This is a genomic window from Bacillus sp. SB49 (assembly GCF_000469135.2).
Classification (GTDB): domain Bacteria; phylum Bacillota; class Bacilli; order Bacillales; family Halobacillaceae; genus Halobacillus.
Map to the genome: position 1 here is coordinate 772636 of NZ_CP048117.1, position 14734 is coordinate 787369.

The 14734-nt window shown below is 45.9% G+C and carries 13 protein-coding genes and 1 riboswitch; of the genes, 10 read left to right on the forward strand and 3 right to left on the reverse strand.

The window, feature by feature from the left end:
- Nucleotides 1-769 precede the first annotated feature (769 nt).
- Entirely contained in the window at nt 770-1372 is a 603-nt protein-coding gene (locus M662_RS19730) for a methyl-accepting chemotaxis protein (protein WP_442858829.1), read from the forward strand.
- A 50-nt stretch (nt 1373-1422) separates the two neighbouring features.
- Here the strand turns inward: M662_RS19730 and M662_RS03860 are convergent, their stop codons facing one another.
- The 3 genes from M662_RS03860 to M662_RS03870 all read right to left on the reverse strand — a co-directional run bounded on the left by M662_RS03860 (nt 1423) and on the right by M662_RS03870 (nt 4443).
- Complete coding sequence (locus tag M662_RS03860; RefSeq protein WP_026578660.1) at nt 1423-3054, reverse strand: DUF2207 domain-containing protein; 1632 nt, start codon at nt 3052-3054, stop codon at nt 1423-1425.
- A 115-nt stretch (nt 3055-3169) separates the two neighbouring features.
- Nucleotides 3170-3433 (reverse strand): hypothetical protein, encoded by a 264-nt coding sequence (locus M662_RS03865; RefSeq protein WP_026578659.1) that lies wholly within the window; start codon nt 3431-3433, stop codon nt 3170-3172.
- Between the two features lie 164 nt (nt 3434-3597).
- Nucleotides 3598-4443, reverse strand: coding sequence for a CAP domain-containing protein (locus tag M662_RS03870; protein ID WP_026578658.1), 846 nt, complete (start codon nt 4441-4443; stop codon nt 3598-3600).
- Between the two features lie 511 nt (nt 4444-4954).
- Here M662_RS03870 and M662_RS03875 point away from each other — a divergent pair.
- From M662_RS03875 to M662_RS03915, 9 genes are all read left to right on the forward strand, one after another.
- The gene (locus tag M662_RS03875) at nt 4955-5332 is read left to right on the forward strand and encodes a GntR family transcriptional regulator (RefSeq protein ID WP_008639824.1); all 378 of its coding nucleotides are present in this window, start codon (nt 4955-4957) and stop codon (nt 5330-5332) included.
- Complete coding sequence (locus M662_RS03880; protein WP_026578657.1) at nt 5329-6246, forward strand: ATP-binding cassette domain-containing protein; 918 nt, start codon at nt 5329-5331, stop codon at nt 6244-6246. The genes M662_RS03875 and M662_RS03880 overlap by 4 nt, the downstream gene beginning before the upstream one ends.
- The gene (locus M662_RS03885; RefSeq protein ID WP_026578656.1) at nt 6218-6970 is read left to right on the forward strand and encodes a hypothetical protein; all 753 of its coding nucleotides are present in this window, start codon (nt 6218-6220) and stop codon (nt 6968-6970) included. The genes M662_RS03880 and M662_RS03885 overlap by 29 nt, the downstream gene beginning before the upstream one ends.
- Nucleotides 6967-7641: a hypothetical protein gene (locus tag M662_RS03890; RefSeq protein ID WP_026578655.1), complete on the forward strand. Its 675-nt coding sequence runs from the start codon at nt 6967-6969 to the stop codon at nt 7639-7641. The genes M662_RS03885 and M662_RS03890 overlap by 4 nt, the downstream gene beginning before the upstream one ends.
- 184 nt (nt 7642-7825) lie before the next feature.
- Entirely contained in the window at nt 7826-8647 is an 822-nt protein-coding gene (locus M662_RS03895; RefSeq protein ID WP_008639828.1) for an ABC transporter permease, read from the forward strand.
- A 23-nt stretch (nt 8648-8670) separates the two neighbouring features.
- Nucleotides 8671-9444, forward strand: a complete 774-nt coding sequence (locus M662_RS03900; protein ID WP_035388660.1) for an ABC transporter ATP-binding protein — start codon at nt 8671-8673, stop codon at nt 9442-9444.
- A gap of 17 nt (nt 9445-9461) precedes the next feature.
- Entirely contained in the window at nt 9462-10538 is a 1077-nt protein-coding gene (locus M662_RS03905) for an ABC transporter substrate-binding protein (protein ID WP_026578653.1), read from the forward strand.
- Between the two features lie 68 nt (nt 10539-10606).
- Nucleotides 10607-10711: riboswitch (SAM riboswitch) on the forward strand.
- Between the two features lie 117 nt (nt 10712-10828).
- Nucleotides 10829-12148 (forward strand): Na+/H+ antiporter NhaC family protein, encoded by a 1320-nt coding sequence (locus M662_RS03910; protein WP_008639831.1) that lies wholly within the window; start codon nt 10829-10831, stop codon nt 12146-12148.
- 462 nt (nt 12149-12610) lie between these two features.
- Nucleotides 12611-14713, forward strand: coding sequence for a glycoside hydrolase family 3 protein (locus M662_RS03915; protein ID WP_026578652.1), 2103 nt, complete (start codon nt 12611-12613; stop codon nt 14711-14713).
- The last annotated feature ends 21 nt before the right edge of the window (nt 14714-14734 follow it).

Genomic DNA, 14734 nt, shown 5'->3' on the forward strand with positions numbered 1-14734 from the left:
AGGGGAACAGGAAGCATTCATTCTGTTCGGAATTGAAATCGCTCTATTTACCATTTCCTTCCTAGGAACGATTTGGGGGAGGAAGCCGGAACTGTTCCCTTATATAAGTGTCATCCTCGTCAATACCTTTACAGTCTCTGGTGTTTTCTACGTCGGTGGCGGATGGACAGCCGTACTTATCACGTACTTCCTTTCCGTATTTGCAGTCGTCCACTTCAAACGAACGGTATTTGCCATTGGTTACTTTATGGGTGGGCTCTCACTTATCCTCAACCAGCTTTACAGCACGGCGGATCAGGTTTCCCTTCAGGAAAATGCAGCGACTATCTACCTCGCTTATTTGCTGATCGGTGTCCTTTTCTTTGTACTCATCCATTTGAGTAAAGGCCAGGAGCGGGCAATCGAGAGCCTCGTCATGGAGGCTGATTATCGGACAGATGAACAGAAGAACCTGAAAGTGCAAATCCTGGATCATGCTACCGTGATCAAAGATGATATTACCAGCATGAACGGGCGCGTACAGGGGAACTTACAGGCCCAGGAAGAGATGCAGACAGCTATCCAGGAAGTAGCGTCCGGCAGTCAGCAGCAGGCAGGCCAAATTTCTGACATTGCGGAACGTACGACAAGATCACAGCAGGAAATGATGGAGTTAGGGAAGCGGATGGAGGCACTCCGTGAAGAAACGAATGAAGCGAACAGAATGACGGAGAGCAGCGAGGTCAAGGTGGAGACCTTTACGATGGAAATTCAGCAAATCAAAGCATTCATGAGCGATTTAAATGAAACGTTCCACCATTTAAGCAATAAAGTAAAAGAAACAGGCACGTTCTCTGATGATATCAAGAAGATATCGGAGCAGACGAATCTGCTCGCCTTGAATGCATCTATTGAAGCTGCTCGTGCGGGCGAAGCAGGAAAAGGATTTTCTGTTGTAGCTGATGAGATTAGAAAGCTATCAGAGATGACAAATGATACGGCAGAGAAAATAACGACCAATTTGATGGAAGCTCTCCGGAATAATGAATCCACATTGGAGAAGATGGATGGAAGTTCTGCGAAGATCACCTCCATTCAAGATTCTTTCGGTGAGATCCATACCTATTTCACAGACTTGAAGGAAGTACTCGTCCATATTGTTGATATTTTCAAAGAGACGGATGATGTCATGATGAGAGTAATTACGGACAATCTTCAAGTGGAACAGTGGAGTGGGGAATTAGCTGCAATCATTGAGGAATCGAGTGCAGGTATGCAGGAAATGAGTGCCACGGTGGAAGCGCTCACTTCTGACAGCGAAAACATAGCTGCTATTATGAACCATACAACTGAAAAAGCCGATCAATTATTGGCCGTGGATCAACATAAGTAAAAAAGGAAACCTCCCGATATATCCGTGTCGGGAGGTTTTTTTAAGTGTAATTAAAAGGCTCCGGAACCGCCGCCGCCACCACCGGTCCCGCCACCGCTGCTTGAGCTTCCAGATGAAGCGGAAACTGTGGTATGACGCTGTGCGTCCGAAAAGTTCGTCTCAAAGTAAGAACCAATCACCACATACGTTGCAATTTCGCTGGACTGGGTGGAAGAGGGGAACGGTTGGGAAAGGGGATCACGTTTACCTGCTCCGATTTGGAACAAAAGTGCTTTTAAGCGGTCTTCTTCTTCCCATGTTTCCCAATCGTCATCTTTTTTCAACGGCTGGAGCTGGTCGTAGAGACTACGTCCTTCCACATTCAACGGCTTGTATGCAATGCTGAACAGCAAGAAGTAGATGATCAGCAGGATGACGAAAATCATCCAAAGGAATGTACCGTTCAAAGGAAGAAGAATGGCGAAAGGAAAAAGGCCGAGTGCTGTTAAGCCTGCTGTCCATCGTGGAACAGCGGATGAAGCGTATAAGCTCTGCTCCTTCACTTCCTTTCTGACAAGCTTCTGCCAGGAATGATGTCGTTTACGATAGGTTTCACTATTTTCTTTGTTCTTTGCGTACCTTTCTATATCGTCAATATATAGGGTATCGCTTTGGGCTATATCATCATATAACCATTCGATCAATTGCTGCTCGTGCTCGTGGTCCGGATGACGGTCAAGGCGTTTATACACCTTCTTGGACTGTTCTTCAATCAGTCCTTTACGGACAAGATCAAGCATCGCAGCGGTCAGTGCTTTGTGATTCATATAGCCGCCCTTCATAAAGCTGATCATTCCCGGTATACTCATGGAGTGATCTGGAAATAAGGAGCCCCCTTTAATACGTTCGGCATCCCAACCTGTCATTTTCCTTCTTCTTAGGCCGTAACCATACAGGAGGACCGCCAAGGCAGTTGCTGAAACCGTGAGAATTGCGCCGATTTTCCCCCACTGTTCTTCTCTCTGCTTTTTCTCCGCTGCCTCGTCGTCCAGGGACTTCTTCTCAGCAAGGATGGTTCCGAGCATTTCTTTCGTGTTGCCGGCTGCATAGAAGAGGGAAGCATCATAGGCGACGCGGATGTCCCCTTTCTCGTTAGCCGGTACTTCTCCCATTTCGTATCGGACGGATCCATCGTCCAACAATTGTTCTGTTTCATAGGCAGCATCGTATCCGAAAGCCACTTTCGCTTCCGTCTGCGCTGGAGGGACGACAGTGATCGTCAAGTCCTCATAGGTAGACTCGTTTCTATCATCAAAGAAAGGCCAATAAAACTGGGACACATCAGCATAATGCTCCATGCCGTTCTCAATCGTGTAAAAAAGGTCGACCGTTATGGTTTCGTCTGAACCGCCGCGATAGACTTTATACAGATCCCCTTCTCTTTCCACCTCCAAAGCTTTTCCGTTCTCTTCGGCACGGACATCGGTGATTTCCGAGCCCTGTTGTTTCGGAATAAGTGTTCTTGTTATACCATTGAATTCTCCATCAAACGCGTACGTGTGTGATTCTTCCACCATTACTTTACCATCCGCCTGCAAAGATGCCGTGATATTCGTTTCTTCAATCGAATAATCCGCGGCATAAACAGGGAGGGGAAGGAGAAGGATGAGGAGAATAATCGATCCAGTGACCCACTTTTTCATAGATTCCACCCGCTTTCTATTCATAACTACGTATAGAAGTGGAAATAGGTTTCATTGGTAAGTCATAGAAAAAAGAGCTCCCGGATAGAAGCTCTTCTTCCATTACTATTTAGGTTCAGGCAAAGCGTTGAAGGGCTTGGAACATCTCCTGACCTTCATCATTCAGTACATTGCCGCTCCCTTTACACCTGGCACATTCCTTCTCATAGCTCGTTTCTTCGACTGCGAGTCTCCAGGCGGCATCCTCCTTGGCGTGATTGACACGTTGATAGTGGTCCATGATCATGTTGGCTTTGCTGTCATCATATTCCTTATAGGCACCGGTACCGTGACAGAGTGGGCAGACATTATAAAGATGACTCACCGTTTTTGTATTCAAAAAGAACCCTTCTTTCTTTTATTGGTATTGATAAATTATGATTGATTTTATGGAATATTCAGACTAATTGCAAGTGTTTTCAGACATATAAAAAAGAAAAAAAGTAGAATTCCTCAAAAAGCCTACAAAAAAAGCCGCCGGGAGATCCGGCGACTCGAAATCTTTTATTTTCCAATGAACATTTGTGTCCAGTAGTTTCCGTCTTCTGCATGACCTACTCCAATGTGTGTGAAGTTAGGGTTCATGATGTTTTTACGGTGACCTTCACTGTTCATCCAACCTTGGACAACCTGCTCAGGGCTTGTTTGTCCCATAGCAATGTTCTCCCCTGCTGTTTGATAGTCAATGCCATACGTCTTCATCATGTCAAATGGAGAGCCGTACGTTGGGCTGTTATGAGAGAAGTAGTTATTTTTCTGCATATCCAAAGATTTGTCCTTAGCTACGGCACTAAGCTCTGTATCAAGCTCAAGTGGTGCCAGTCCTTGTTTCTCACGTTCCTGGTTTGTCAATTCTACTACTTGTTTTTCGAAAGCGGAGACTTCAGAAGATGCTTGCTCGCTTTGCTGTTCTGCTTTTGGTTGAGCTTGCTGCTCTGACTGTTGTTGTGGAGCAGCTTCCTGCTTAGGTTGTTCCTGAGGCTGAGCTTCCTGCTTCGGAGCTTCTACTTTTTCCTGCTTCGGCTGTTCTACTTGTTGTGGAGCTTCTACTTCTTCTTGCTTCTGCTCTTGTTTTGGAGCTTCCGGCTTAGCTTCTGCTTGGACAGGTTTTTCTCCCTGCTTCCAGTCAATTTGATTCAATAGAGATTGAATATCGATCTGCTGCAGGTTATTTCCCTTCAAAGCAGCTTCGTTCTGACTGATCCACTCCATCAATTTATCAGAATCTATTTGAATGTTTTGTGTTTTTATTTGCGAATGGTGCACCTCACCTGTAGATGCGAAAGATGTTGCGGGTGCTGCTAGAAGAGATAGTGCAAGAGCTCCTGATACGACTAATGATTTCTTCATGCTGATAACTCCTCCTTGAAAAGTTGGTTTGTTTTTCGATCGACTTCATCGTACCATCGATCTCTTGTAATAAAGGAGGATATTATTGGGAGATAGGTAGAAAGGACGTTCTGCTGACATCGGAAATAGGAGAGGGAAGCAAAAAGGCGGCATCAGTCCTTGTCAGCTCTGGGGTTGTTATAATCATCCTTTAAAGGTAAGCGGCTGCTGGAGTGGTTAAAGTATGAAAACAAGATACAAATTACTAGAATGACAGGGTTGACAGACTTTTTATGCGAAGTGTTTTTTTACGAATGTAACATCAGCATTACAAATATTTCGATAGTTTGCATGTTTTTTTCTAGTATTTTCCTATATAAAACAAATCTTCTACTGTAAATATTCCTGGATGGAAAAATGTCGTTATTTAAGGCAAACTTATTTAATTTTTCCTTTTTTTGTTGTTTTTCTGATCTTGATGAAATATACTACATTACAACACTAATGCACTATGTTGGAGGAAGGTGACAAGTTGAATTTTGACGCAGGGAGTGCAAAGCCAATTTACATCCAGATCGCAGAATGGATGGAGGATGAGATTCTTCAAGGACACTTTCAAGTAGATGGAAAGGTGCATTCTCAGTATAAGCTGGCGGATATGTATAATATCAATCCGGCGACTGCGGCCAAAGGGCTGACGAAATTAGCGGAAGAGGGTGTTCTTTATGACAGGCGGGGACTCGGGAAATTCGTGGCGGAGGAAGCGAATGCGATTATAAAGGAAAAGCGGAGGAACAAGACAATGAAGCGTTTAGTTGACGATCTTGTGAAGGAAGCAGGGAAGTTGGAAATGACTGAAGAGGAAGTAATCACGCTCATTAAAGAAACATGGGGAGGAGCGAAAGAGTGAAGGCGATCAAATGTGAGAACGTAACCAAAACATATAAAAAGAAGAAAGCCCTGGACCGTTTGAACGTCTCCATTGAAGCGGGTAAAATCGTTGGTTTAGTCGGACGTAACGGTGCCGGTAAAACGACATGGATGAAGGTTGCTGCCGGAATGGTGAAAGAATCGAAAGGAAGTGTGGAAGTATTTGGAGAACATCCGTTCAATAATTTGAGGATATCGGCTAATTCTGTTTATATCGATGACCGGATGTCTTTCCCTGCAACCTTGACTTTGGAAGAAGTCCTTATGGAAGGGAAAAGGTTTTACCAGTATTGGGACCATGATCTTGCTTTACGTTTATTCGATTATTTCGGTTTTGAGCGCGGGGAAAGCCATCATACGCTCTCAAAAGGAAGAGAAAGTATTTTTCACATGATCTTCGGTCTTGCCACACGATGTTCCTTGACAATCTTCGACGAGCCCACAACAGGGATGGATGCAGCCGTTCGAAAAGATTTCTATCGTGCCTTGTTGAAAGACTATTTGTCCTCTCCGCGCACCATTGTTTTATCGACGCATCATTTGGAGGAAATGGAAGACATACTGGAGGAAGTGCTTCTTCTCCACAAGGGGAAGCTGCTTCTCCAGACCAGCATGGATGAACTGAAGGAGTATGCCGTCCGCCTCACTGCACCCCTGGAGATACTGAGGCCATGGACCCGGAACAGAGAAATTCTTTATGAACAGCATCCTGAGGAAAGAAACAGTTGTGTCATCGTAAGAAATGACTGGACGGAAACGGAACAGACGGAGATGAGGAAGGAAGGCATTCGTATCGCTCCTGTCTCTGCCAGTGATGTTTGCGTATATATGACGGAAGATAAGGTTGGCAGAGGAGGAATTGACGATGTCTTTGATCGAAGTGAAAACAGGTGATGTTATTAAAAAGCAGTTCGCGTTCAAGTGGCGGTCCCATCCGGGAGTGTTTACGTCTCTTGTAACGATACAGGTGATTGGCATCTTGTTTTCTTTAATGGGAACGGGGGCACAATTCATGGGAGGAGAGTTCTTTGAAGTCCGATCGCAGATCTTTTCCGGGGATTTAATTATTTCCTTTACGGTTTTTTGGGGATTTTTGACGGCACTGCTCCTTACGACGCGTGCTTACCGTGAAGATGATTTTCCCTTTGTATCGACCCGCCTTACGAGTCATCTGTCTACCGTCGGCTTTCTTCTCGTGGTTTGCGGGATAGCCGGGCTTACAGCTGTCCTTTCAGAAAATGTACTGCGGGCAGCGGTGTACACATTTGTAGTGCAGGACGGTCAACTGTTGCCGGCTCACGAAATGGAAGCTTCTTTATTCGGTGCTGGGATGGCTGCCGTCATCCTTATGGTTTTCCTTGCCGCCGGTGCCGGTTATTTGTTTGGTGTATTCCTGCAGTGGAACAGACTGTTTCTTCTTATCATTCCGGTTTTGATGTTCGGCATTTCGTATTTGATGCAGCGAAGTGGCGAAGACGGTTTGGCTAATTACCTCTTTGAGGTTCTGTTTGATGAAGCAAATATTGTTTTATTCGCTGTGAAAGCACTGCTCGTTTCCATTACTTGTTTCGTTGGAAGCTTCTGGATTGCTGGCCGTTTGGAGGTGAAGCGGTCATGATCATCGTGTTAGCAGTCTTTCTTTTCCTGCTTGTCACTTTGGCAGCTGTATTTAACGGGAAGTATAAGGGTGCAAGTGTCAAGATGGCTAAGACCGGCCATTTGATCTTCCTCGTATTTGGGTGCGTGTTAGTAATCTCGACAATTTTCACCTTCTTCCTGCCTGATCCCCTGCCAGGGCAAGCGGCGAGTTCGTCGGATATCGACGATGCTATGTACAGCCATTTGTTAGAGGGAAACCTTGATCAGATAGACGAGGCATACCTTTTAGATGAGCGTACCTTCTCCTTTGGAGGAAAAACGCTGAACGTGAAAGTGAGCCCTCCCGGCGGTCCTGGTACGTCCGTTATCGTAGAAAAAGTAGAGTCGAAAAAGAACATACACCTCTATCAGTATCGCTCACCTATGGTCGTAAATGGCTGGCAGATCCCTGTCAAAGAGGAGCCTGTGGTAACCTTTGAGAACCAGGGGCTGGTCGTAACCTCCGGCGAACAAGTAACGAAGACTTTCTATCAGTTCGATCCTTCCTTTCCTTTCCGACAATTCTCTGAAGGAAAGAACACAGGCGGCAGCAGTATGTCCTCCGGCATGTCGGTCCTGTATTTACAAATTCCTGAGAACATGACGGTGGAAGCGGATGACGAAGTGTATGTTACAGAAGTGGAATCTTGAATCGGTGAGTTTTACTTAACGGAGAACATATGAGTACAGGCTCAGGTATCACCTAATAAACATAGCAATTCCTACAGACGAAGAATCAAAAAAGCGCGGGTATCTGCCCGCGCTTTTTTGATTCTTTTTACTTTTTTCACACATATGGGCAGAAGTTCATAACTTAGCACAAGAGGTGGTGCACATGAAAGAATCGGAAAGGATTGCTGCACAGGATCCTTTGCTCAATGAACAGCAAGAATGGAGAAAAAGGCGTATACGTCAACGGTTCAAACAAACACTTACCATAGCTTCCCCGGTGTTTATTCTGTTGCTTTGGGAAATCTTGTCCCGTACAGGCTTGATGGATGCCCGTTTTTTCCCGCCTCCTACGCAAATCGTGGGAACCTTTTGGTTGATGGCAGGGAGCGGAGAACTGTTCAGCCATGTTGGAATCTCATTATATCGTATTTTTGCAGGATTCCTTCTCGGAGTGATCCCTGCTATTGCAATCGGACTGCTGATGGGTTTGTATGGTCCAATCCGGCATTTCCTGTCGCCTTTGATCATGGCTCTCATGCCGATTCCAACACTTGCTCTCCTGCCGATCATCATCATTCTGTTCGGAGTAGGGGAAGTTTCCAAGGTGGTGACGATCGCAGGAAGTGTCTTCTTTCCGGTAGTCATCAATACAGTTGCCGGTGTCATCAACATCGACAGAATATATTTGGACGTAGCAAAGAATTACGGAGCAGATTCGAAACAGTTTTTCTTCAAAATCGCTCTCCCGGGTTCCTTACCGGTCATGCTTGAAGGGATTCAAATGGGGCAGGCGATCGCCTTACTTACGATAGTGGCAGCGGAAATGATGGGAGCGAATTCCGGTATCGGCTACTTAATCTGGACCTCCTATAAGGCATTCATGTTGAAAGAAATGTTTGTAGGGCTCGTACTCATCTCGTTCTTCGGCTATTTATTCTCATTAATCTTGAGAGGACTGCAAAGTAAATTACTCCCTTGGCGTTGATGAAGGAGAAAGGGGAAGGTGGAATGGATGCGAAAATTTCCATCAGGGATTTGACGAAAGTATTTTATAAAAAGGAAAGCAGAGTCACAGCATTGGAAGGAATCAATCTGGATATTGCCGATGGAGAGTTCGTCTGTTTAGTCGGACCGAGCGGGTGCGGAAAAACGACACTGCTCAGAATTCTAGCCGATTTGGAAACACCGAGTTCCGGGTCATTCACCATCGCAAGAGCAAAGGAAGACCGGCCACTTCAGTCGATGGTCTTCCAGGAACGGGGGGTGATTCCGTGGCTGACCGTGGAGGGTAACGTCAGTTTTGGTTTGAAAATGCGTCGTGTACCAGCGGCGGTCATCAAGGAACGGACCGCGTATTATTTAGAAAAAGTAGGGCTGGAGCGTTTCGCCAAGCTTTACCCTAGAGAGCTTTCCGGAGGAATGAAACAACGGGTGAGCATTGCCAGAGCATTCGCAAATGACCCGGAAATATTGTTGATGGATGAACCGTTCGCAGCATTGGATGAACAGAATAAATTCATCCTGCAGGAAGAATTACTCAACATCTGGGCCGAAACGAAAAAAACGGTCCTCTTCATTACACATAGTATCGATGAAGCACTCCTGCTCAGCGACCGGATTCTCTTGATGAGTGCCCAGCCGGGGAGGATTGTAAAGGAAAAACGAATCGAGCTCCCCAGACCAAGAAATATGGAGCAGGTCAGGGCTGACCCTGTCATGGCGGAACAATTCGTGGAGGTCTGGAATCATCTTCAGGAAGAAGTGCAACGATCAAGGATTTAAGAAAGGGGAAACATCCCATGCGTAAATCATTATGGATCTTTATCTCTCTTTTTTTATTTTTGGGTATAGTAGCAGGCTGCAGTGATAAGGAGTCTGAACAAGGAAAGCGGAAAGAAACCGTATCCGGCGATCTGGCTCCGCTTGAGAAGCGTCAGAAGGTAGTTATTGCAGAGGACGGTGCGGCGTCCGGTGCAGGATTTTACATCGCGAAAGAGAAAGGATATTTCGATGACTATAACATAGACATTGAATTTACGACATTCGCCAACAGTGATGATATGCTGCCGGCGCTTGCTTCCGGTGAAGTGGACATCGCCGGCGGAGTCTCCACCGCTTCGTTCTTCAATGCGATCGCTCAGGGAATCGATGTGAAGATCATCGCTGATAAAGGGCACTATTTCGATGGCAATTCCTACTTCAGTTTTGTTATTAGAGAAGACCTTCAGGATGAAATCAAGGAGTATGCCGATTTTAAAGGAAAACGGATTGCTGTATCTTCAAAGAATGCCGTGGATGATTACATCTTCCATGAAATGCTGAAGCATGCCGGCTTGACTGAGAAGGACGTAGAGGTCGTCTTAATGTCTGATTTCGGTAATATGTTGGCCGCGATGGGGAATAAATCCATAGATGCTGCCCTGCAGATAGAGCCTTTGATAACACAGGGAGAATCGCAGGGGTTACATGTGCGGTTCGGTGATGCTACGGATTATGCTCCAGAAGCACAAATCGCGATGGTTCTAGGCTCACCGGAATTTGTTGAAGAAGAAACAGACGTATCGCTCCGCTTCATGGCTGCTTATTTGAAGGGGGTACGCGATTACAACGATGCATTTCTTCACGGCGAGGGGCTTGATGAAGTCATTGATATCATGACAAAACACACCGCTTTGAAGGATCCTGAAATATGGAAGAAAGTCGGCGTGACAGGACTGGATCCGGACGGCAGTATGTTCGTGGAGGATATTAAAGATCAGTTCGACTTTTACAACTCCAATGGTGCCATCATCGGCGATGTAGATTTCGATGAGGCTGTAGACCCTTCTCTGGCAGCCAAAGCCGTGGACATTATCGGAGAGTATGATAAAAAGTAACATTCCAAGTTTTTCTCTTGTCAGAGAGAAAAAAATGATGTAAAGTAACGAGAGACTCAATTGAATAGTTCTTATCAAGAGAAGTGGAGGAACTGGTCCTAAGAAGCTTCAGCAACCACCAACACAGTTGGCCGGTGCTAAATCCAGCAGGTTTTAGACCTGACAGATAAGAGGGGACGGAAACAAAGAAGCCTTCTTATCCTAAAGAGGGCTTCTTTTTTATTTGTTTGGCCTGGTCTTGTCTGTATCACAGAAACATTCATGAGTTCACCAAGAAGGAGGCAGAAAAGATGACAAAACCGAAAGCAAATATTTTTGCACTTATTCCATTTGTAGTATTTATTGTATTGTTCATTGGTTCAGGGATCGTGACAGGTGACTTCTACAAAATGCCTGTACTCGTCGCTCTGTTTGCAGCTATACTGGTAGCGCTGCTTATGGATCGAAAAACAGATTTTGAAACGAAAATCATGACACTCTCCAAAGGGGGAGGACACCCGAATATCATCTTGATGGTTGTGATCTTCCTGCTCGCGGGAGCATTTGCTTCCGTCGCACAGGGAATGGGGGCTGTAGATTCCACCGTCAACCTTGGCCTGAGCTACCTGCCTGGTGGATGGATGGTCGTCGGCCTGTTCGTCATTGGGTGTTTCATATCCATTTCCATGGGTACTTCCACAGGGACAGTTGTAGCTTTAGCCCCGATCGGACTTGGTGTCGCAGAACAAACAGATATTGGTGTGGCGCTGATTATGGGAGCCATTGTAAGTGGGGCTATGTTCGGGGACAACCTCTCCATCATTTCTGATACAACCATTGCAGCTGTTCGAACACAAGGCACGGAAATGAAAGAAAAGTTCAAGGCGAACTTCTTTATCGTTCTTCCGGCTGCCATAGTAACAGCGGTTATTTTTGCAGTATGGACAGCCAGTGCGAGTGCAGATCTTGGGGAAACATACTCGTATAATTTCCTTGAAGTCATTCCATATCTCGGAGTGCTCCTGTTCGCCATCCTTGGGGTAAACGTCATATTCGTTCTGATCGGCGGAACGGTAGCAGCCGGAATTGTCGGTTTGATTCTCGGTAAATTCTCGGGGATGGAACTGATTAACCTGATCGGAGACGGCTTCGCTAACATGCAGGAGTTGTCTATGATCGCTATTTTGCTCGGAGGACTTGTAGAGCTGATCCGTTACAACGGCGGAATTGAGTATCTACTGGAAGCGGTGAATAAACGTGTCCGGTCTAATCGTGGTGGAGAGTTCGGGATCGCCGGTATCGTAACCGCGATCAATTTGTCCACTGCAAACAACACGATTTCGATCATCACGGCCGGTCCATTAGCCAAACAGATCTCTGATGATTACGGCATTGAACCGAGAAGATCCGCCAGCCTGTTGGACATCTTCGCAAGCTCTGTTCAAGGAATCATTCCTTACGGAGCCCAACTCCTTGCTGTAGCCGGTGTGGCATCGATTTCACCTATTGCAATCGTACCGTTTTGTATTTATCCGATCTTAACAGCCGTGTCCGGAATTCTTGCTATTGTCTTCAAGTTTCCTAAGTTTACGGTTCAGAAAGCAGATCCTTCCGCTCAAAAAGGATCCTGATATTCTCTGACTGGAAGAGGCTCCCTGAAATAGGGAGCTTCTTTTTCGTTTGGAAAAGGTGGTATGGATGGGGGAGAGATCGGGCTCCGGGAGAAGGGACCTTTCCACTGGGCGCCCGGTGAGCGGCCATAAAGGAAGGCGGAGGTAGTTGGTCACTTAATAGATTTTTTCAAATTCGAATGAAATATTAATTCTTTAAATAGTTCATAAATTTGATATTATATTTTAAAATGAATCTATTGTAATGGGGCTATAGAATGGAAAAAACAGTCGAAAAAGAGAGAGAGGGGTCTTATGTGGTATAGACGACTATAATTATATTCGGTACGCTTTTACTACATATTGTAAACGCTTCCATAATAAAGACTCTCATCATGATCCGCCATTGTTGGGAAAGTTCGATCGTCATGCGGGATAGCGGTCTTACTTTTACAAATAAATAAAGGCAAGGAGGAATGTAGAGTGAAAGGCAGGAGAAGAGGTTGGTTTGTTGTGCTGCTTACATTCTGTCTGTTGATTCCGGGAACGATGACCGGACCGGTATCGGCGGACGGGAAAAAGTCGAACAAGGGAACAGAGTTAATTCTTTTGCAGAACGTACCGGAAGCGGACAGGACAATTAAAGGGGATACGGTTCAGATGGAGGTGCTGCGTGTTTACAAAGATGGTCACTTCAAGAAGGTCGAGGAGAATCTGAAGTGGTCGTCCAACAATAAACGGGTGGCGGAAGTGGATGAACATGGAAAAGTAACATGGCACGGAAAACCCGGGCGAGCGTGGATTACCGTCCGCAGCGGGAAGGATCAGGACCGGATCGCCGTCCATTTCAAACGAAAGAAGCATAAAGGGCAGTCCGAGGTTACTCCTGTACTGATGAAGCAGAAAGGAAAGAAGTATGACATCGTAAGGAATGCCATCGATAAAATGACAATGGAGGAGAAAGTAGGACAGATGCTGATGCCTGACTTCCGTACTTGGAAGGGGAAAAATGTCACGGAAATGAATGCTGAAATAGAGCAGATGGTAAAAAAATATCATTTGGGGGGAGTCATTCTTTTCCGTGAAAATGTCGTAACCACAGAGCAAACGACAACGCTTGTCGACGATTACCAGAGTGCGAGTGAGAAATTTGGACTGCTTATGACCATTGATCAGGAAGGTGGAATCGTCACAAGGCTGCAATCCGGGACAGATATGCCTGGAAATATGGCACTTGGGGCAGCACGTTCGGAAGAGCTAGCTCAGAATGTTGGAAATGCCATTGGAGAAGAACTTGCGGCACTTGGATTCAATGTGAATTTCGCTCCTGTGATGGATGTAAACAATAATCCAGATAATCCGGTTATCGGCGTCCGTTCCTTCGGTGGAGACCCAGGATTGGTTGGAACGATGGGAACCGCTTATATGCGGGGATTACAACAAGCTGGTGTCGCTGCTACGGCCAAGCACTTCCCTGGCCATGGAGATACCGCTGTCGATTCTCATCTAGGTCTTCCTGAAGTGCCTCACGATTTAGACCGACTCAAGGAAGTGGAACTCTATCCCTTCCAACAAGCAATGGATGCAGGTATTGACGCAATCATGACGGCACACGTCACTTTCCCGAAAATTGATGATACCGAAGTGATTTCTCAGAAGGATGGGACGCCGATTGCTCTTCCTGCCACCTTATCAGAGAAGGTGTTGACCGGCTTAATTCGTGAAGAGATGGGCTATGAAGGGATTGTCGTGACCGATGCGCTCAACATGAAAGCAATCAGTGACCACTTCGGACCGGTAGATTCCGTGATTCGGGCGATCAACGCCGGAACAGATATCGTATTGATGCCTGTAGGACTTGAAGAAGTAGCGGGAGGTATTTACGAAGCTGTGGAAACGGGGGAAATCAAGGAAGAAACCATTGAGGACTCTGTCCAACGTATCTTGACGTTGAAAGTGAAGCGGGGAATCATTCCTTCCGAAAATCCGAAGTCGGTGGAAGAGAAGGTTCAATACGCGGAAGAAATCGTAGGTTCCGAAGCGCATAAACAGGTGGAAAAAGAAGCTGCTGAGAAGTCGATCACCATGGTCAAAAATGATGGGGTATTACCTGTGACACCAGAAGAGGAGGAAGAGGTACTTGTCATTGGAAATACATTCATCGATTTGCTTGGTGATGCCGTCAGAGAACGCCACGGTGCCACTACTGTTTTATCAACGTCGAGCGCGGAATTGACAGAAGGACAGTTGGAAATGGTGAAAAAGGCGGACTATATCATCTTTGGTACTTACACGTATAATGTCGCCACACGGTCTGCCGATCACCCACAAATGAAATTGATCCATGAAGTGATGGATGCGAGCGAAGCGCCTGTCATCAGTATTGGAATTCGGAATCCATACGACATCATGAGTTATGCAGGTGTCGATGCTTACCTCGCCCAATATGGCTTTAAAGCAGCCAGTTTCAAGGCGTCCGCTGCCACCATATTTGGTGAAAATTCACCGCAAGGAAAGCTTCCTGTCACGATACCTGATGAAGATGGATCGGTGATGTACGAATATGGAACGGGGCTCACTTATTAAGAGGAAAGGGAGAGGATAGCT